Below are 20,127 nucleotides of genomic sequence, written 5' to 3'. Positions count from 1 at the left end.
AGAAGCTATGCAACAGACGAAACACTTTGAGTATTGGCCACCATTGTTAACGAAGACAATTACCGTTCCGGAGACAACCTTGTATGAAAACTTACGTATTTCTGCTCAGCGATATCCTAATAAAGTGGCTATTGAATATTATGGACGTGCCTTGACCTATCGTCAATTCATTGAAGAAGTCGACACATTAGCAGCTTTTATGGCAACTCATTGGAAGTTGAAGCGTGGCGAAAATGTCATGCTCTTTATGCAAAATGCACCACAATACTTAATCGCACTTTATGCTATTTTACGCAATCGCGCAGTTGCCGTACCGATCAACCCGATGAGTAAAACGCCTGAACTACAATTTTATTTACAAGATGGAGATATTCATCATGCTTGCATTTCTCAAGAATTATATCCAATTGCAGAAGTCTTTGTTGGAGATGGACAATTAGAAAATCCGATTATTGCAACGTATCGTGACTATATTGAGGAAGAAAAAGCAGTGAGTGCTTTACCTGATATTGTCAAGGAGCCATGCAAAAGATTCCCCCATACTATTCCTTGGCAAGAAGCGTTGCAAAGAGCAAGTACATTACTAGATGATACAGGAGAAAATGATGATGTCGCAATGATTCCTTACACTTCGGGTACAACAGGTGAACCGAAAGGATGTGTACATACGAATCGCACGATTCAGGCGAATGTCGTTGGAGCGGCACATTGGATGTCGATGACGTCAGATACAGTAGCGCTCGCCACATTGCCATTATTCCATGTGACAGGACTCGTCCATAGTGGATTTGCGCCTCTTTATGCTGGCGGTACAATCGTCTTATTAACACGTTGGGATAAAGGATATGCGGCGCGGGCGATTGAAACGTATCGTTGTACAAACTGGATTAATATAAGTACGATGGTCATTGATTTTTTATCACAAAGTAATATTTATGACTATGATCTATCTTCTTTACTCATTATCGGTGGCGGGGGTGCGACGATGCCAGAAGCGGTAGGAGAACGTCTGTATGAAGTGACAGGGCTTCGTTATGTCGAAGGCTATGGATTATCCGAAACGATGTCTCATACGCATTTTAATCCTCCTGAACGGCCGAAACTCCAATGTCTCGGAATCCCGGCATTCGGTGTCGATGCGCGTGTCAGGCACGTGGAAACAGGAGAATGGCTAGGGATTGGTGAAGAAGGAGAATTGTTAGTGCATGCACCTCAAATGCTCATTGAATATTATAATCGACCAGATGATGACAGCTTTGTTATGATTGATGGAAAGCGATTTTTCAAAACAGGGGATATCGTCAAAGTAGATGAAGATGGCTATTTCTTTATGGTCGACCGAGTGAAACGTATGATTAATGCTTCTGGCTATAAAGTATGGCCGAGTGAAGTTGAATCCATTTTGTTTGGTCATCCTGCTGTAAGACAAGCTTGCGTCGTACGTTCCTACGATGAAAAGCGTGGAGAAACAGTAAAAGCACTCATTATATTAAAAGAGGACTATAAAGGAAAAGTGACAGCAGAAGAACTAATCGATTGGTCGAAACAACAAATGTCCGCCTATAAATACCCACGTGAAATTGAATTTTGGGAAGAGTTCCCAATGACGAGTAGCGGAAAGGTACTTTGGAGACAGTTGCAAGATAAAATAGGAGAATAAAGTGAAAAGGGTGGCTTAGCCATCCTTTTTTTGAGCAGAAAATGAATGGTTATTCATTAAAAGTATTGTTATTTTTAAAAAATGATGTAAAGTAAAGAGAAAGAACGTTTAGAAAGGGAGAATGTTATGAGTAAAGCAACATATATACAAAATTGGGAAGAGTGGCAAAAGGATTTTAATTTTTACGTACCAATCCGCGTAAAATTTAGTGATTTAGATGCGTTTGGTCATTTGAATAATGTTGAAGTATTTCGTTATTTAGAACATGCTCGTATTGAATATTTAAAGCGTGTTCAAATTTTAAATTTTAAACATGTAGAAGAAATTGATAAATTTTCTGTCGTAGCTGATATGCAATGTGATTTTTTACATCAAATTTTTTATGAAGAAGAAATTCGAGTGTATGTAAAAGTGCATTATTTAGGCAATACATCGCTCGATATTCACTACATGGGGAAAAACGAAAAAGAACAAGTCGTTTTCACAGGGCGCGGTGTTATCGTCCAAATCGATAAACATACAGGAAAACCGTATCCATGGAATGATACACAAAAGACACTGATTGAAGAACTGAATCGAGTAAATGTGTAATAAAAATAGTTGCACAAACGGTTGAAAAAGGCGACAATATACAGTATGTCATCGTTTTGAAGGAGGGGAAGAAATGACTCAATCCGATCAACGTCATACTGAAATTGCGCAAATGGAAAAAGATTTACGACATATCGCTGGAATTATTAAACAACAAGGTCGTAAAATTTTAACGAACTATAAAATTACACCTCCGCAATTTATCGCACTACAATGGTTGTTTGAATTAGGGGATATGACGATAGGGGACTTATCAGCAAAGATGTACTTGGCATTCAGTACGACAACAGATCTCGTCGATCGCATGGAAAAGAATGAACTTGTGAAACGCGTCCGAGATGAACAAGATCGCCGCGTCGTGCGCATTCATTTATTACCAGAAGGTGAACGTATTATCGAAGAAGTGATTGAAAAGAGACAAACATATTTACAAAACATGCTCACTCATTTAGGGGAAGATGAGGTTCAGCAATTTTCACGATATTTAAGTGCTTTGCACGAAGAAATGAAGAAAGAATAGAGGAGATAGTGTGAAAGCACCAATAGGCGTCATCGATTCAGGAGTAGGCGGTTTAACAGTAGCAAAAGAACTCATTCAACAACTTCCGAATGAATCCATCATCTATATAGGAGACGATGCGCGTTGTCCATACGGCCCCCGTACGACAGAAGAAGTGACACAGTTTACAGTAGAGATGACAGAAGCTCTAGAAGTACTCGGTATTAAAATGCTCGTCATTGCTTGTAATACAGCGACAGCAGCAGCGTTAGAAACTGTACAGGAACGCTTCGATTTTCCGATTATCGGTGTCATTGAACCTGGTGCACGCGCGGCCTTACAAGCGTCAGAACGAGATGAAATCGTCGTGCTCGGCACACAAGGAACCGTTAATAGCCGTGCGTATGATGCAGCGATTTTACGTCACGCTCCACATGCGAAAGTTCAAGCGCTCGCTTGTCCGAGTTTCGTTCCTGTCGTGGAAAGTGGCGATTATAAAACAGATTTAGCACGCGATATTGTAGACGCGACATTGCGTGATCTTAATCGCAAAGAGTTCGATACAGCGATTTTAGGCTGTACGCATTACCCACTATTACAACATCATATTCAAGCAGCATTACCTGATGCGAAAATTATTTCATCCGCCACCGAAACGGTCGTCGATGTGAAACGCGTCTTACATCATTTTGGCATAGCGTCGACACAACCTGATGCGACATATCGATTTTACACGACGGGCAAGGTCGATAAGTTTCGTGACATTGTGGAAGATTGGTTACAAATTCAAGAAGCAACTGTTGAAAAAATTCATTTACAAACAATTATTCAATCAAAGAAATAAACGAGCGCAAGGCATAGGAACTTGCGCTTTTTTTGTGTACAATAAAGAGAGATTATAAAAAGAAAAGGAGCTCGATTATGAGACACGACGGCAGAACAGCACAACAATTACGCCCAGTAACGATGACACCCAATTTTATCATTCATCCAGAAGGTTCGGTACTCATCGAAGTAGGCAATACGAAAGTCATTTGTAATGCGACGATTGAAACGCGCGTACCCCACTTTATTCGCGGAACAGGAAAAGGGTGGATTACGGCGGAGTATTCTATGCTTCCACGTGCGACGACCGAACGTACGTCACGCGAATCATCACGCGGTAAGGTGACAGGTCGTACGATGGAAATTCAACGTCTCATCGGCCGAGCTTTACGAGCGGTGACGAACTTAGAAGCGTTAGGAGAAAAAACAGTTTGGGTGGATTGTGATGTCATTCAAGCGGATGGTGGAACGCGTACCGCATCGCTCACAGGAGCTTTTGTCGCACTTGCATTAGCCCTTGATAAATTAGATCAAGAAGAACGTTTTGAAACGTTCCCATTAACACAATATTTAGCAGCGACGAGCGTCGGTAAAGTAGGCGAAAATCTCGTACTCGATTTAGATTTTGTGGAAGATTCAAGTGCCGATGTCGACATGAACGTCATTATGACATCGAATGGAGAATTTGTAGAATTGCAAGGAACGGGAGAAGAAGCGACATTTACGAAACGCGAAATGTTTGATTTGATTGAACTTGCAGAAGGTGGTATTCAACAATTGATCAATTTACAGCGTGACGTTTTAGGTGAAGTAGCACAAAGTATCGGAAGGCAGGATGAAACGAATGAATGAAATTTTAATTGCAACGAATAATTTAGGCAAAGCGAAAGACTTTGAAGCTTTGTTTAAACCGCTCGGTATTACAGTGCGTACGCTTCAAGATATGCCTGAATATATCGATATTGAAGAGACAGGTACGACATTTGAAGAAAATGCGATTTTAAAAGCAGAAGGGGCGGCGCGTTTACTTCAAATGAATGTCATTGCAGACGATTCAGGGTTGGAAATTGATGCGCTTAATGGGGATCCGGGTGTTTATTCAGCGCGTTACGCAGGACTCGATAAAGACGACGAAGCCAATATTAACTTAGTGCTTCAAAAATTAGAGAATGTAGACAATCGTCAAGCACGTTTTAAATGTGTGCTCGCTATCGCAGGTCCTAATTTACCGACACGTACGTATGAGGGAACTTGTGAAGGAGAAATTTTAACAGAGCGAGTAGGAAGTAACGGGTTCGGATATGATCCAATTTTCTTTGTACCTGCTTTAAATCGCTCGATGGCTCAATTGTCAGCGGAAGAGAAAGGTGAAATTTCCCACCGCGGGGCAGCATTGCGTCAGTTAGAAGAAGAACTCGATCAACTTATTTAAAAGAGGGGATGACACTATGAGAATAATCGTCGTCAGCGATACGCATGGAGATACGCAGTTTCGACAAGTGCTAGATGCGTATCAAGCCGATGCGATTTTTCACGCAGGGGATAGTGAATTGGATTACGAAGCAAAAGTGATGCAAGGAATGTATCGCATCCGTGGTAACAATGATCGAGATGTACGATACGAAACAGAATTATCTGTCACACTAGGTGGTAAGACGATTTTTATTACACACGGTCATTTATACGATATTTATAACGGTTTGCAACGTTTAGATTATCGGGCACAAGAAGTGGATGCGGATATTGTTTTATTCGGTCATACTCATCAGCTCGGTGCAGAAAAAGTGGGAGATATACTCTATTTGAATCCAGGAAGCTTCACCCGTCCACGTGGTGGGCATCCCGCGACATTCGCTATTTTAGATGTTCGCATTGATGGCAGTGTGAAAGTAACGTACCGAACACCGAAAGGAATCATCGTACATGAAGTAATTTTTAAATAGCATTGACAAAACGAGATATATTTCATATAATAATGGATGTCCGTTTCTTCGGATGAGGGAGCGGTACAAGTCCCAGTAGCTCAGCTGGATAGAGCATTCGCCTTCTAAGCGAACGGTCGGGGGTTCGAATCCCTTCTGGGACGTCATCATAAGTAAAAAGCGTACATCACCTAGTTTTAGGCGATGTACGCTTTTTATATGTCTTTTGAAAATTTATATTCTTTATATAAAGCTAAATATTCCCCGAGTAAAACAAGTCGTTCATTGCGATGGTCAAAAAAACGTTCGACTAACATGAGCAATACAATCCAAATGAAGACGAATGTGAGCAAATGACTGATCGTCCAACTTTCAATTAAATCAGTAGTAGCTACCGTAGCGAGTGCAATTAAACTGGAAAAAATCGTTAAAATAAATGCAGAATCATTGCGACGTGCTTTTTGTGCCTCAATGACGGCGATGATGACATCTAAATCAAAGGCGCTCATCTGCCTAAAATCTCCTTTTTTCAGTTCGATTGTACTGTACAATTCATCGAATAATGTTTCGATTTCTCGTTCAATCGTATCGAGTGAATACCCACTTAATGGACGACTCGCATGAACGAGATGACTTTTTTTGAAATTCAAAACATTCCCTCCTTTTCATTAGTTTAACAGAAAGGAAGAGAGGATTTAAGAAAGAAAAAATGCTCCAATCATCGCACCAAGTAAGACAATTTTCCAAGAAGGCCATTTTTGAAACTGTAAAAGAAGGAAGAGTAGACTAGCAATCGTAAAATGAACAGAAGATGTCATCGAACTCGTCCAAATCGGATCATAAAATGCTGCGATTAATAATCCGAGTACAGCGGCATTCATCGCGCTTACTGATCCTTGCATATGCGCGTTATTGCGCAACAGATCCCAAAATGGGAGAGCGCCTACGATCAATAAAAAAGCAGGTAAAAACATCGCAAATGTTGCAAACAATCCACCAATCGGACCGTTGAGCACGGCTCCTAAATATGCCGCAAATGTGAAAAGCGGCCCTGGAACGGCTTGAGTGGCACCATATCCAGCTAAAAATGTTTCTCCTGACAAGCCGGTCGGGGAGACGAATTGTTGTTCTAAAAGAGGTAAGACGACATGACCGCCTCCAAAAACGAGAGCTCCTGATTGATAAAATGATTCAAAAAAAGAAAGCATCGGAATGTCTTTCCATACTAAGATAATTGGTGGAGCAAAAAGAAAGAAGAAAAAGAGAAATAAAGCGATGCTCCCTCCTCTTTTTGAAATCGGAACACGGTCAGATGTAGAGTTTTCTCGAGATATGCCTTGAGTAAAAAGCAATCGTCCAATGCAAGCTGCAATGAGAATAATTCCGACTTGAATAAATGGATGAGGAAAGAGTAACATTGTAGCCATCGCAACAAAAGCAATCCATTGGCGAGGAGCATCAGAAGCAAGTGATTGACTCATTCCAATAATCGCATGCGCCACAATAGCGACAGCGACGAGCTGTAAACCTTTCAACAGACCTGTTGCAAAGGCTAAGTCAGTAGGAAACCACATAGCGAAAGCGATGAGTAAAAAGACAGAAGGAAGAGTGAATCCTAGAAAAGCAAGTATTCCACCAAGCAATCCCCCTCGATACAATCCAATGCCGATTCCTACTTGGCTACTTGCAGGGCCTGGTAAAAACTGAGAAAGTGCTACGAGGTCTGCATAACTTTTTTCCGATAGCCAACGTTTTTGTTTCACATACTCATTATGGAAATAGGCGAGGTGCGCAGTGGGACCACCGAAAGAAGTGAGTCCGAGTCTTAACGCAATCGTAAAAATGTCTACATAATGTTTCAAAACCAATCATTCCTTTTACATTTACAGTAGCATAATTCTAGCGGAACGAATGTTAATCATTTGTAAACGAGTAGAAAGTAGAGTTTATGTATAAACTATGATAAAATTTACATAAATTATGAATGAATGTTCATTCGTTACGAAAGGGGAAATAAAAATGAAAGCGCTTCAATTAAAAGAACAATTACGTATTCCAGTCATCGGGTCTCCAATGTTTATCGTCAGCACACCGAAACTCGTTATCGAACAATGTAAGGCAGGAATTGTCGGCTCGATGCCTGCATTGAATGCTCGACCTTCATCGCAACTCGATGAGTGGCTCGCTGAAATTACCGAAACATTAGACGCTTACAATAAACAAAATCCAGAACGTCCTGCTGCACCTTTTGCGATTAATCAAATCGTTCATCGGTCGAATGAGCGATTAGAGGAAGATATGGCTTTATGTCAAAAGTATAAAGTACCGATCATCATTACATCACTCGGTGCGAGAGAAGATATATATGAAGCAGCGCATGAATACGGAGGGATTGTATTTCATGATGTCATTAACAATTTCTTCGCTAAAAAAGCGATTGAAAAAGGAGCGGATGGCTTGATTGCTGTCGCTGCCGGAGCTGGCGGACATGCGGGTGTTAAAAGTCCATTTGCGCTCGTCCAAGAAATTCGAGAATGGTTTGACGGACCACTCGCGCTTGCAGGATCAATCGCAACAGGAGGTAGTGTGTTAGCAGCAGAAGCGATGGGGGCAGATTTTGCCTATATCGGTTCACCGTTCATTGCGACAGAAGAAGCGAATGCAGTAGAAGATTATAAACAGACGATCGTTGAAAGCAATTCGGACGATATCGTGTACAGCAATTACTTCACGGGCGTACATGGCAATTATTTAGCGCCTTCTATTCGCGCAGCAGGTATGGATCCTGACAATCTTCCTGAAAGCGATCCGACAAAAATGAATTTTGGCGGAGATAGTGCGCATAAAGCGTGGAAAGATATTTGGGGAGCGGGGCAAGGGATTGGAGCAGTGAAAGAAATTCAAAAAGCTTCTGAGTATATCGAATCGCTCAGTATGCAATATGAAGAGGCTAAAAAACGAATATTAAGCTGAAGGTAAATGCTGGTAACAGGTGTAGAAGTCCGCTATGATAAAAGAGAACATCTCTATTTTAAAATAATGAGGAGGATGATTATGAATTATCAGCATGTAACAGTAGCAGGTGGAGGCGTCTTAGGCAGTCAAATTGCAATGCAAACAGCATATTTTGGATATGATGTCACATTGTATGACATTTCTGAAGAAGCGATTGCACAAGCAAAAGAACGCACAGCGGCACTCAATGAACCGTATCGACAAGATTTAAAAGCGACAGATGAACAGTTACAAGCGGCGCACGAGCGTTTGACGTATACGAGCGACTTAGCTGAGGCTGTAAAAGAAGCCGATCTTGTCATTGAAGCGATTCCAGAAGTGATTACAATCAAAGTAGATTTTTATAAAAAAATAGCAACATTAGCACCTGAATATACGGTATTTGTGACGAATACATCGACGCTTTTACCGAGTCAATTTGCGGAAGCAACAGGTCGACCTGAAAAGTTTTTAGCTCTTCACTTTGCCAATCACATTTGGCGTAACAATACAGCTGAAGTGATGGGGCATGAAGGGACAGAACAAAAGTATTTCGACGAAGTCGTTCACTTTGCTCAATCGATTGGCATGGTCGCTCTTCCATTGTATAAAGAACAACCTGGTTACATTTTAAATTCATTGCTCGTCCCACTATTAGATGCAGCAGAAATGCTCTATGTGAATGAAGTCGCAGATCCTGAAACGATTGATAAAACATGGATGATCGGCACAGGTGCTCCACTTGGACCGTTTGCTATTTTAGACATTGTTGGAATTAAGACAGCGTACAATATCGTTCAAATGAAGGCGGAAGCTACAAAAAATGATAACTACATCCGCTTAGCTCAATTGTTGAAAGAACGATACATCGATCAAGGAAAATTAGGGCGCGAAACGGGAGAAGGGTTTTATAAATATCCAAATCCAAGCTTTGCTCATCCTGAGTTTTTGAAATAACAACAAAAGCGAAATCGATTTTAGCGATTTCGCTTTTTTCTGTTCATTAGTGATTGTACCTCGAGATAAATATTGTCCACCCTTACGAAGGGGATTTTTAATGAAGTAATTTAGTGTCGATAAGGATAGGCTAACACTTTTTGCATATAAAAAGAGAGGCGATAAATTAAAAGAAAATCATTTATAACGATTAAGCATAATGTTTATTCATTTTATGTATTGGAATGATTGGAAAGTGCTCTGTATGATAGATATAAGTTCATCGCTAAACATTTTGAAAGCGCTAACAAAATTCGGCTATATCGGTTAATTGTGTACAGTCAATGAGCTGATGAGCGAAGTAAGGGAATGATGAAAATATGAAAAAAAATTTAAAAGAACGTCTCGTTGAAGTTTCCTTACAATTGTTTGAAGAGCACGGCTATAATCATGTGACAGTAAATGATATCGTCCAAGCCGCGGGAAGTTCAAAAGGTGGATTTTATCACTATTTCACTTCAAAAGATCAATTGCTCTATGAAATTCACGACGTCTTTATTACTTATGTCATTCGAGATTCTGAAAGAATTTGTGAAGAGTACGAGACGCCGGTAGCTCGACTCGTACAAATGCTCGTATCTTTTACGAAAGTATTTGATATGTACCAACCGCATATTCGAGTGTTTTATCAAGAGAGTCAGTCACTACCGGAACGTTATCATCCTGAAATGAAAGCGAAACGTAGACGATATCGGGAAATTTTAGAAGAAGTTATACGAGAAGGGCAAGAAACTGGGGATTTTCGTAAAGAATTACCGGTCACGATTGTCGCTTTATCCATTACAGGGATGGTGAACTGGACACATAAATGGTTTGACAAAAAAGGGAAGCTGGCGATGGAAGATATTACTTCTATTTTTGTCGATATGATTTTACGCTCGATTGTGACGGAAAAAGGGAAAGTTGAAGCAACTCCATACTACTTGTAAAGGAACCAGGTGAATGACCACTGGTTTTTATATTAACCATTCACAGACCGACTAGTCGGTTTCATTTAAAAGGGGGAAATATACATGAACTTTGAATTGACGAAAGAACAGAAGATGATTCGGGACATGGTAAGAGAGTTTGCAGAAAATGAAGTGAAGCCTTATGCGCAAGAAGTTGATGAAAAAGCAGAGATGCGAATCGAAACATTTCATAAAATGGCTGAACTTGGACTGATGGGATTGCCGTTTCCTGAAGAGTATGGGGGCTCTGGAGCGGACACGATTTCGTACACTTTAGCAGTTGAGGAAATCGGGCGTGCCTGTGGTGGAACGGGATTAAGTTACGCAGCGGCGCTCAGTCTCGGAGCGACGCCGATTTATCAATTTGGTACAGAAGAACAGAAACAAGAATGGCTCGTACCGCTTGCTAAAGGAGAGACACTTGGTTCATTTGGACTGACGGAACCGAGTGCAGGGAGCGACGCTGGAGGAACACGTACGACAGCGAAAAAAAGCGGAGATGAATATATTATTAACGGAGAAAAAGTATGGATTACGAACGCAGGATTTGCGCGTCAAATTATTGTGACTGCTGTAACAGGAGAAGAAGCAGGTAGAAAAATTATTACTGCTTTCATCGTACCGACAGACACGAAAGGTGTCACGATCAATTGTAACTACAATAAAATGGGAGTTCGTGGTTCGAACACTTGTGAAATTATTTTAGAAGACGTACATGTACCAGCGGAAAATATTCTCGGTGATCCGAAGCGTGGATTTTCACAATTTTTGAAGACATTGGATGGTGGTCGTATTTCCATCGCTGCACTTTCAGTAGGGATTGCGCAAGCGGCCTACGAAAAAGCGCTCCATTATTCGAAGGAGCGTATGCAATTTGGTAAAACATTATCCCAATTTCAAGCGACACAATTTAAACTTGCAAATATGGCGATGGAAATTGAACTTGCACGAAATATGGTACACAAAGCAGCATGGTTAAAAGATCATGATAAACCATTCAATAAAGAGGCTGCTATGGCGAAATTATTTGCATCAGAAATGGGATTCCGTACATGTAATCAAGCGATTCAAATACATGGCGGGTACGGGTATATGAAAGAATATGACGTCGAGCGTCATTTAAGAGATATGAAATTAATGGAAATTGGGGAAGGGACGTCAGAAATTCAACGCATCGTTATTTCACGCGCGATCGGCTGTTAAAAATCACTTTGTCACTATTGTTTTCGGTCATCAAGTACTTTAAAGGCGGAAAGATGAAAGGGGATTTACATGACGACATTAGTAGAACAAACAATAGGCCAAATGTTAGCAGAACAAGCAAAGTTACGATCGAACGAAGAGGCGGTCGTTTATCCAGACCGTGATCTACGTTTAACTTATGCACAATTTTATGAAGCAGTTCGTAATGTGGCAAAAGGATTGATGGGGCTCGGTTTAGAAATCGAGGAGAATATGGCAGTCTGGGCGACGAATGTTCCGGAGTGGATTCAATTGCAATATGCATCGGGATTGATGGGAGCTACTTTGGTCACAGTGAATACGAATTACAGAGAAACTGAATTGGAATATTTACTGCAACAGTCTGAATCGACCACGCTCGTTTTAATTGAAGGTTATCGTGATAATTCTTATGTTGAAACATTAAAATCACTTTGTCCAGAGCTTGAAAAAAGCGAACCAGGGAATTTACAATGTGAGCGCTTGCCTAATTTGAAACGTGTCATTTTACTTGGAAAGCGTCGAGAACCAGGTATGTTAAGTTGGGATGATTTATTGGAAGCTGCGCAAACTGTAACAGACGAAGAGCTCGATGCTCGCCATGCCGAATTGACTCCTCATGACGTTGTTAATATTCAATACACATCAGGAACGACTGGATTTCCTAAAGGTGTGATGTTGACCCATTACAATTTAATTAACAACGCTCGTAGTATCGCGAATAATATGAATTTAACGCATCAGGATCGACTTTGTATTCCAGTACCTTTTTTCCATACTTTCGGTTGTGTTATCGGAAGTTTAACGATTGTTTCACAAGGCGGAACGATGGTGCCAATCCAAGAGTTTGATGCGGAAGAAGTATTGCGAGCAGTAGAAAAGGAACGATGTACAGCAGTTCATGGAGTGCCGACGATGTTCATTAGTATTTTGAACAATCCAAAATTTGAAGAATATGATGTTAGTTCTTTACGTACAGGTGTGATGGCTGGATCTAACTGTCCTGTGGAAGTGATGAAGAGCGTCATTGATAAAATGGGGATGACAGATATTACAATTTGCTATGGGCAAACAGAGTCTTCACCAGTCATCACCCAAACACGTTATGATGATGATTTTGTTTCGAAAGTCGAAACGGTCGGGCGTACGATGCCAAATGTTGAAGTGCGCATCGTCATCCCTGGAACGAATGAGGATGCTAACATCGGAGAACAAGGGGAATTATGGACGCGTGGCTATCATGTCATGAAAGGCTACTATAATGCACCTGAAGAGACGAAAGAAACGATTACTGAGGATGGTTGGTTAAAAACTGGTGATCTAGCAACGATGGATGAGATGGGATTTGTTCGAATTACTGGACGTTTGAAAGAAGTAATTATCCGAGGTGGAGAAAATATTTATCCACGTGAAATTGAGGAGTTTTTATACACCCATCCGAAAATTTTTGATATTCAAGTGACAGGTGTTCCAGATGAGCGCTATGGAGAAGAAGTAGGAGCATGGATTATTTTGAAAGAAGGAGAACATGCAACGGCTGAAGAGATTAAAGTGTTTTGTAAGGATAAAATTTCACGTCATAAAATTCCGCGTTATATCATCTTTACGGCAGAATATCCGATGACAGCATCGGGGAAAATTCAAAAATTTAAGTTGCGAGAACAGTTTATTCGAGAACTAGGAACGGGGGAATAACGATGTTTAAAAAAATTCTCATCGCCAATCGTGGAGAAATTGCGCGTCGAATTATTCGAACGTGTGACCGTCTTGGAATTGAAACAGTGGCTATTTATTCAGAAGCAGATGAAAATAGTTTGCATGTGCGAGAAGCTACAGAAGCTTATTGTGTAGGAAAGCCTCCTGTCGCCCAGAGCTATTTAAATATCGATGAAATTATAGAAATTGCAAAAAAAACGGGAGCAGAGGCCGTGCATCCTGGATACGGTCTCCTTTCAGAAAATGCCCAGTTCGTTAGAGCGTGCGAAGATGTGGATCTCGTCTTTATAGGTCCATCAGCAGATGTTATGTCCAAAATGGGAGATAAGCTTGAAGCACGCAAAACGATGAAAGGGGCAGGTGTTCCAGTTGTAGAAGGCATTGACGCGGCGATACAAGATGCAGAAGAAGCAGTGAAGATCGCCGGTGAAATCGGCTATCCTATTATGTTAAAAGCTTCGGCAGGTGGCGGTGGCATCGGGATGCAACTCATTCATAGTGAAGAAGAAATGGCTTCAGCTTTCGAAGGGAATCAAAAGCGTGCGCAATCATTTTTCGGTGAAGGAACGATGTATATGGAACGTTTCGTCGCAGACGCGCATCATATCGAAGTGCAACTCATCGTAGACGAACATGGCAATGCTGTCGCATTATTTGATCGCGAATGTTCCATTCAACGCCGCAATCAAAAAGTAGTTGAAGAAGCTCCTTCTCCATTTATTTCATCAGAAACACGTGAAAAAATGCTAGTAGCGAGTGAACAGGCGGCAAAACATATCGGATATACGAATGCGGGAACTATTGAATACTTAGTGGACGCTGATGAAAACTTCTATTTTTTAGAGATGAATACTAGGTTGCAAGTTGAGCATCCAGTGACGGAAGAAATTACAGGATTAGATTTAGTGGAAGCGCAATTGCGAATAGCAAATGGAGAACGATTAAGTTTTACTCGAAGCAATGTGGAGAAAAAAGGGCATGCGATTGAAGTTCGAATTTATGCTGAAAACCCAAAGACATTTTTCCCATCTCCAGGAACAATTACCAATTTTGTTTTACCTGAAGGAAGAGGGGTAAGGAATGAAGTAGGGGTAGAAAGTGGCTCAGTAGTCACACCTTTCTATGATCCAATGATAGGCAAGCTCATTACATGGGGGAGTACGCGCGATGAGGCGATTGAACGTTTAGAACGAGCATTGCGAGAGTATGTAATTGAAGGAATTGAAACGAACATACCTATGATTGTTGATGTCATTACACATGAACAGTTTAAAAAAGGACAGACAACGACTAAATTTGTTGATGAATATTACTTATAAAAAGCGGAGGGATTTATATGACGACAGTAAAAGCATCTATGGCAGGATCAGTATGGAAAATTTTGGTGAGTGAAGGTGACGAAGTAACAGCGGGACAAGACGTTGTCATTTTAGAGTCGATGAAAATGGAAATTCCCATTTCGGCTGAAGTAGCAGGCACAGTGACTAAAATTGTGGCGAACGAAGGGGATTTCGTCAATGTGGATGAACCTCTCGTTGAAATTGAATAAGGAGCATAAAGCGTATGCAATTACCAGAAAAAGTAGTCGTAAAAGAAGTAGGGCCACGGGATGGTTTGCAAAATGAAACGCAATTAATCGATACCCAGAACAAGATTGAATGGATAAATATGTTGTCGAAGACAGGCTTATCTTATATTGAAGTGACATCGTTCGTTCATCCAAAATGGATTCCTCAATTAGCGGATGCAGCGGATGTGTTGCGCTCGATCAAAAGAGAACATGATATCACTTATGCGGCATTAGTGCCGAATATGCGAGGCCTTGAGCGAGCGCTTGAAGTAAATATTGATGAAGCGAGTGTATTTATGTCAGCGAGTGAAAGTCATAATCAAAGCAACATTAATAAAACGATCGAAGACACCTATCCAGTATTACAAGAAGTCATTGAAGAAGCACTAAAAGAGAACATGACTGTGCGTGGATATGTTTCTACCGTCATTGCTTGTCCGATTGAGGGAGACATTCAACCGAAAAAAGTATTAGAAGTGGTGGATCGACTATTTAGTTTCGGTGTTACCGAAATTTCATTAGGCGATACGATAGGAGTAGGGACGCCGAATGAAGTGGAAGCACTACTCGATGTATTACTTGCTAAGTATGAAGCAGAACAGTTTGCGATGCATTTTCATGATACGCGTGGAACAGCATTAGCGAATGTGGTGAAATCTCTTGAAATGGGAATTACTAAATTTGATAGTTCACTCGGCGGCCTTGGAGGATGTCCTTATGCAAAAGGGGCTTCAGGGAATGTTGCGACAGAAGACTTGCTATACATGTTCCATCGGATGGGGATACAAACAGGTATCGATATGGACAAACTGTTACAAGCTGCCCTATTTATCGAACGACAATTAGGAGAACCCGTTAAGTCCAAGCAAATGGATATTTATCGCTTAGGAAAGGAAGGGGAGCATCCATGTCACTCGTCAAGATAGAAGTGATTGAACGTACGATTGCTCGCATTACGTTGAACCGTCCCGAGGCGGCAAATGCGATGTCTATTCAATTATTAAACGAGCTTAGTGAAGCATTAGATGAAGTTGCGAAAACATTCGACATCCGCGTTGTTTTATTGACAGGCGCAGGAGAGAAAGCATTTTGTGCAGGAGCGGACTTAAGAGAACGCAAAGGCATGTCGGAACGAGAGGTAAGTCAAACGGTCACTCTTATTGGCTCGGTCGTTCGGAAAGTGGAATTGTTGCCACAGCCGGTAATTGCTGTATTGAATGGTGTGGCATTTGGAGGAGGGTTAGAACTCGCGCTCGCATGTGACATACGAATCGCTGGTAATCATGTGGCAGTGGGCTTGACAGAGACCTCGCTCGGCATTATTCCAGGAGCTGGAGGAACACAACGATTGCCGCGTCTCATTGGCATCGGCAAAGCGAAATCCCTCATTTATAGTGCGCGTCGCTTGCAAGCGGAGGAAGCTGTTCGTTACGGAATATTGGAAGCGCTTTATTCTTCGAAGCATTTACAAGAAGAAGCTGTAAAATATGCAAAGCAAATTGCTAGAAATGCACCACTTGCCCTTCGACAAGCGAAAGTAGCGATCAATCAAGGAGTGGAAGCGGACATACAGACAGCACTCCAAATCGAATCGCTCGCTTATGCCACACTGATCCCGACTGAAGATCGATTAGAAGGTTTACAAGCTTTCCAAGAAAAACGCACACCGCACTACAAAGGGAAATAACAATAGGAGTAGGGGGAAATAAATATGAGTGAAGAAAAACGTGGAAGTGAAATTTTAGAGCGAGTATTAAAAGGAGGACGAACGAAGTATCATGAAGCAAACGCTGCAAAAGGAAAGTTATTTGCGCGAGAGCGTCTCCGTTTATTATTAGACGATGGGCTTCAGTCAGAAGATGGCATCTTTGCGAATTGTTTAGAAGAAGATTTACCAGCAGATGGCGTCATTACAGGAATGGGTAAAATTAACGGACAAACGGTATGCGTGATGGCGAACGACTCCACTGTAAAAGCAGGTTCTTGGGGCAAGCGTACAGTTGAAAAAATCATCCGCATTCAAGAAAAAGCGAATAAATTAAATGTTCCTATATTTTATTTAGTAGATTCTGCAGGCGCACGAATTACGGATCAAATTGAAATGTTTCCAGGACGTCGCGGTGCGGGACGTATTTTCTATAATCAAGTCAAAATGAGTGGTAAAGTACCGCAAGTATGTTTACTATTCGGTCCGTCAGCAGCAGGTGGAGCATACATTCCTGCTTTTTGTGATACCGTGATTATGGTTGAAGGAAATGCCTCGATGTATCTCGGATCACCTCGCATGGCAGAGATGGTTATTGGAGAGAAAGTGACGTTGGAAGAAATGGGTGGCGCACGCATGCATTGTTCAGTCTCAGGTGTAGGCGATGTGCTCGTAACAACGGAGGAAGAAGCGATTGAATATGCGCGCAAATATATCGGCTACTTCCCAAGTCATTATAAGCATAAACCAGAAGTGAAAAGTCCAAAGATGCCCGCGACATTTGAAAAGACAATCGATGAAATAGTACCCAAAAACCAAAATGCCCCGTTTAATATGTATGATTTAATAGAGCGTTTTATCGATGAAGGTTCGTGGTGTGAAGTGAAAAAATTATTCGCCGCTGAACTCATTACAGGATTAGCGCGAGTTAATGGGCAATCGGTCGGAATTATTGCGAATCAACCTCGAGTGAAGGGTGGCGTATTATTCCATGATTCTGCAGATAAAGCAGCGAAATTCATTTCCTTATGTGATGCATTTAATATTCCACTCATTTTTTTAGCGGATGTGCCTGGATTCATGATCGGTACTCAAGTAGAACGTATGGGAATCATTCGTCATGGTGCAAAAATGATTTTTGCGATGAGCGAAGCGACAGTTCCCAAGTTAACGGTCATTGTCCGTAAAGCGTACGGAGCGGGATTGTACGCGATGGCTGGTCCTGCATTTGAGCCTGATTGTTGCATTGCATTTGATGGTGCACAAATCGCTGTTATGGGGCCTGAAGCTGCTGTAAATGCAGTGTATGCTAATAAAATTGCCGAACTACCGAAAGAAGAACAAGCGGCATTCGTTCAAAAGATGCGGGAAGAATATCAAGAAGAAATTGACGTGTATCGTTTAGCGTCAGAACTCATTATTGATGAAGTCATTCACCCGAATGATTTGCGTCAAGTATTGCAAACACAACTCGACTTATATAAGACGAAAGAACTTCAATTCACAGAACGGAAACACGGCGTTCATCCTGTCTAATCGATAGGAAGATGCGATGGCAATTATGAAGCTTAATAAAGCTAAAATGTATATTCACGAAATTGGTTTAAGAGTAGTATAGAAAACGGAATTGTGCGAGTACGCTTCGCTTACAATTCTGTTTTTTATTGTTGGAATATAAAAAAAGACGATAAAAAAGATATTGCACTTAAAAAACAACCACTGTATAATTAGGAACGTTCTTGTTAAAAAACAAGAAAATGTTCGTTTTTTATAAAGGGCAAATTAAAGAAAAGGTGGTTCCTTTTTGTGGAATATTTCAAGGATTTTTTAGCGGCATTAGGAGTTTTATTAAATGGTCTTCCTCAAGGATTACTCGCATTAACGTTCGGTTTTGCATCTGTCCCAACAGCGCTCGCCTTCTTTGTAGGAGCGATTGGAAATACAGCGGTCGGATCGATCTCTGTCATTTCTTATCAAGCAGAAACGATTACCGTAGCTGGTACGATGGGAAAAACGATGAAAGAACGTCTCTCGATGATTTTCTTTGGAGCAGCAATTATGCTCATCATCGGATTGTTCGGATTTTTGGAAAAAATTGTTGAATTTATCGGACCGATCATTACGAATGGTATGATGGCGGGCGTTGGGATTATGTTAGCGAAAGTTTCCATCGATATGACGAAAACAGACCGCTTAGTAGGGGCATCATCTTTAGTCTCTGCGGTGCTCATTTATTTTTTGACGAAAGACTTGGTATATACGATATTAGGTTCTGTCGTCTTATCTAGTATTGTCGGTCGTATAGCGGGGACGATTGCGCCGATTCCACCTTTAGATAATGAGAAATTACAATTGCAAAAGTTAACAGTGAATCAAACGGTCATTCGTGGTGCACTCGCTATGGTTGCGTTAAACATAGGAGCGAATATCGCGTTTGGAAAAATAAACGGTGAAATTGGCAACCAAGAAGTGAATGTTGATCATTTAACGGTCATTAGTAGTATTGCAGATATGGTTTCCGCATTGTTTGGAGGAGCTCCAGTAGAAGTCGTTATATCCGCTACTTCTACCGCACCACATGCTGTCTTTGCTGGTGTTTTAATGATGGTGATGATGGGAGTCATTTTACTTGCAGGACTTTTACCGAAAATTGGACGATTTATTCCGAGTACGAGCATCGCTGGCTTTTTATTCGTATTAGGATTACTTGTCACATTACCGACGAATGCGACAGCAGCATTAGCGGGAGGCGAAGATTCTGTTGTAGGTGGCGTGACGATGGCAGTCACAGCGCTAACAGATCCATTTTTAGGAATGCTTGCTGGAATTATCACACAAGTATTATTATCATTATTTGAATAGGATGAGAAAATTGAAACGAACATATACATTACACGTAGCAGGGTTAACAAGAGAACTTCCATTAATGAGAGTTTCAGAAGATACGGTCATTGCGAGTTTCGTTCTTTTAGGTGATACAGAAATGGTCAAAGCAACAGCACCTCTTTTAGCAGAACGTTTGCCGGAAGTTGATGTCATTGTGTCAGCGGAAGCGAAAGGGATACCGCTCGCTCATGAAGTGAGTGCTGTATTACATATGTCGCGCTATTACGTCGCACGAAAAAGTATTAAAGCATATATGGGTACACCGCTCATACAGAAAGTAAAGTCGATTACGACGACAGAAGAGCAAATGCTATGTTTGGACGAAAAAGACGTCGAAGCAATTCGAGGAAAACGTGTCGCGCTAATCGATGATGTCATTAGCACAGGACAATCGCTCGCAGCTTTAGAACAACTAGTCGAAGCAGCAGGTGGCGTCGTCGTTGCAAAAGCAGCCATATTAGCAGAAGGATCAGCGGCAGAGCGAGATGATATTATTTATTTAGAGGAGTTGCCACTATTTTCATAAAGATAGTACAGGAAGATGAACGAAAAAGATACGAAGTAATGGTAAATGTGATTTTGGAGAAGTTGC

The 20,127-nt window shown here is 41.2% G+C and carries 21 protein-coding genes and 1 tRNA gene; 20 read left to right on the top strand and 2 right to left on the bottom strand.

Annotation, left to right across the window (positions count from 1 at the left end; genetic code table 11):
• The first annotated feature begins 7 nt into the window (after nucleotides 1-7).
• The 8 genes from IRY55_RS09650 to IRY55_RS09615 all read left to right on the top strand — a co-directional run bounded on the left by IRY55_RS09650 (nucleotide 8) and on the right by IRY55_RS09615 (nucleotide 5,661).
• The gene (locus IRY55_RS09650) at nucleotides 8-1,660 is read left to right on the top strand and encodes a long-chain-fatty-acid--CoA ligase (protein ID WP_194563114.1); all 1,653 of its coding nucleotides are present in this window, start codon (nucleotides 8-10) and stop codon (nucleotides 1,658-1,660) included.
• A 126-nt stretch (nucleotides 1,661-1,786) separates the two neighbouring features.
• The gene (locus IRY55_RS09645; protein ID WP_194563113.1) at nucleotides 1,787-2,251 is read left to right on the top strand and encodes an acyl-CoA thioesterase; all 465 of its coding nucleotides are present in this window, start codon (nucleotides 1,787-1,789) and stop codon (nucleotides 2,249-2,251) included.
• 73 nt (nucleotides 2,252-2,324) lie between these two features.
• On the top strand, nucleotides 2,325-2,771 hold the full coding sequence (locus tag IRY55_RS09640; RefSeq protein WP_194563112.1) for a MarR family winged helix-turn-helix transcriptional regulator: 447 nt from the start codon (nucleotides 2,325-2,327) through the stop codon (nucleotides 2,769-2,771).
• Between the two features lie 10 nt (nucleotides 2,772-2,781).
• Nucleotides 2,782-3,594 (top strand): glutamate racemase, encoded by an 813-nt coding sequence (gene racE, locus IRY55_RS09635; RefSeq protein WP_194563111.1) that lies wholly within the window; start codon nucleotides 2,782-2,784, stop codon nucleotides 3,592-3,594.
• Between the two features lie 77 nt (nucleotides 3,595-3,671).
• Nucleotides 3,672-4,427: a ribonuclease PH gene (rph, locus tag IRY55_RS09630; protein WP_194563110.1), complete on the top strand. Its 756-nt coding sequence runs from the start codon at nucleotides 3,672-3,674 to the stop codon at nucleotides 4,425-4,427.
• Nucleotides 4,420-5,007, top strand: coding sequence for an XTP/dITP diphosphatase (locus IRY55_RS09625; RefSeq protein ID WP_194563109.1), 588 nt, complete (start codon nucleotides 4,420-4,422; stop codon nucleotides 5,005-5,007). Before rph ends, IRY55_RS09625 begins: the two co-directional genes overlap by 8 nt.
• 16 nt (nucleotides 5,008-5,023) lie before the next feature.
• Nucleotides 5,024-5,518, top strand: a complete 495-nt coding sequence (locus IRY55_RS09620) for a metallophosphoesterase (protein WP_194563108.1) — start codon at nucleotides 5,024-5,026, stop codon at nucleotides 5,516-5,518.
• 69 nt (nucleotides 5,519-5,587) lie between these two features.
• A tRNA-Arg gene (locus IRY55_RS09615) sits at nucleotides 5,588-5,661 on the top strand.
• A gap of 51 nt (nucleotides 5,662-5,712) precedes the next feature.
• Here IRY55_RS09615 and IRY55_RS09610 read toward each other — a convergent pair.
• Both IRY55_RS09610 and chrA read right to left on the bottom strand, forming a co-directional pair.
• Nucleotides 5,713-6,147: a hypothetical protein gene (locus IRY55_RS09610; RefSeq protein WP_194563107.1), complete on the bottom strand. Its 435-nt coding sequence runs from the start codon at nucleotides 6,145-6,147 to the stop codon at nucleotides 5,713-5,715.
• Between the two features lie 45 nt (nucleotides 6,148-6,192).
• The gene (chrA, locus tag IRY55_RS09605) at nucleotides 6,193-7,359 is read right to left on the bottom strand and encodes a chromate efflux transporter (RefSeq protein WP_235961117.1); all 1,167 of its coding nucleotides are present in this window, start codon (nucleotides 7,357-7,359) and stop codon (nucleotides 6,193-6,195) included.
• A 157-nt stretch (nucleotides 7,360-7,516) separates the two neighbouring features.
• Between chrA and IRY55_RS09600 the strand changes: the two genes are divergently transcribed.
• The 12 genes from IRY55_RS09600 to IRY55_RS09545 all read left to right on the top strand — a co-directional run bounded on the left by IRY55_RS09600 (nucleotide 7,517) and on the right by IRY55_RS09545 (nucleotide 20,061).
• The gene (locus tag IRY55_RS09600; RefSeq protein ID WP_194563105.1) at nucleotides 7,517-8,470 is read left to right on the top strand and encodes an NAD(P)H-dependent flavin oxidoreductase; all 954 of its coding nucleotides are present in this window, start codon (nucleotides 7,517-7,519) and stop codon (nucleotides 8,468-8,470) included.
• An 81-nt stretch (nucleotides 8,471-8,551) separates the two neighbouring features.
• Nucleotides 8,552-9,448, top strand: a complete 897-nt coding sequence (locus IRY55_RS09595; RefSeq protein ID WP_194563104.1) for a 3-hydroxyacyl-CoA dehydrogenase — start codon at nucleotides 8,552-8,554, stop codon at nucleotides 9,446-9,448.
• A gap of 359 nt (nucleotides 9,449-9,807) precedes the next feature.
• The gene (locus IRY55_RS09590) at nucleotides 9,808-10,416 is read left to right on the top strand and encodes a TetR/AcrR family transcriptional regulator (RefSeq protein WP_194563103.1); all 609 of its coding nucleotides are present in this window, start codon (nucleotides 9,808-9,810) and stop codon (nucleotides 10,414-10,416) included.
• An 84-nt stretch (nucleotides 10,417-10,500) separates the two neighbouring features.
• Entirely contained in the window at nucleotides 10,501-11,640 is a 1,140-nt protein-coding gene (locus IRY55_RS09585; RefSeq protein WP_194563102.1) for an acyl-CoA dehydrogenase family protein, read from the top strand.
• Nucleotides 11,641-11,709: 69 nt separating this feature from the next.
• Entirely contained in the window at nucleotides 11,710-13,353 is a 1,644-nt protein-coding gene (locus tag IRY55_RS09580; protein ID WP_194563101.1) for an AMP-binding protein, read from the top strand.
• A 2-nt stretch (nucleotides 13,354-13,355) separates the two neighbouring features.
• The gene (locus IRY55_RS09575; protein WP_194563100.1) at nucleotides 13,356-14,693 is read left to right on the top strand and encodes an acetyl-CoA carboxylase biotin carboxylase subunit; all 1,338 of its coding nucleotides are present in this window, start codon (nucleotides 13,356-13,358) and stop codon (nucleotides 14,691-14,693) included.
• 17 nt (nucleotides 14,694-14,710) lie between these two features.
• Nucleotides 14,711-14,923, top strand: a complete 213-nt coding sequence (locus IRY55_RS09570) for an acetyl-CoA carboxylase biotin carboxyl carrier protein subunit (RefSeq protein ID WP_194563099.1) — start codon at nucleotides 14,711-14,713, stop codon at nucleotides 14,921-14,923.
• A 14-nt stretch (nucleotides 14,924-14,937) separates the two neighbouring features.
• A complete protein-coding gene (locus tag IRY55_RS09565; protein ID WP_194563098.1) occupies nucleotides 14,938-15,870 on the top strand; it encodes a hydroxymethylglutaryl-CoA lyase in 933 nt (310 codons plus the stop codon).
• Nucleotides 15,852-16,631, top strand: a complete 780-nt coding sequence (locus IRY55_RS09560; RefSeq protein ID WP_194563097.1) for an enoyl-CoA hydratase — start codon at nucleotides 15,852-15,854, stop codon at nucleotides 16,629-16,631. The genes IRY55_RS09565 and IRY55_RS09560 overlap by 19 nt, the downstream gene beginning before the upstream one ends.
• 24 nt (nucleotides 16,632-16,655) lie before the next feature.
• Nucleotides 16,656-18,185 (top strand): acyl-CoA carboxylase subunit beta, encoded by a 1,530-nt coding sequence (locus IRY55_RS09555; RefSeq protein ID WP_194563096.1) that lies wholly within the window; start codon nucleotides 16,656-16,658, stop codon nucleotides 18,183-18,185.
• 270 nt (nucleotides 18,186-18,455) lie between these two features.
• A complete protein-coding gene (locus tag IRY55_RS09550; protein WP_194563095.1) occupies nucleotides 18,456-19,511 on the top strand; it encodes a SulP family inorganic anion transporter in 1,056 nt (351 codons plus the stop codon).
• Nucleotides 19,512-19,521: 10 nt separating this feature from the next.
• A complete protein-coding gene (locus IRY55_RS09545; RefSeq protein ID WP_213086698.1) occupies nucleotides 19,522-20,061 on the top strand; it encodes a phosphoribosyltransferase family protein in 540 nt (179 codons plus the stop codon).
• Nucleotides 20,062-20,127: the final 66 nt, after the last annotated feature.

This window comes from Savagea serpentis, from assembly GCF_015351395.1.
In the GTDB taxonomy this organism is placed as follows: domain Bacteria; phylum Bacillota; class Bacilli; order Bacillales_A; family Planococcaceae; genus Savagea; species Savagea serpentis.
Note: the sequence above shows the minus strand (reverse complement) of the source record. Positions and strands in the feature narration are given on the sequence as shown.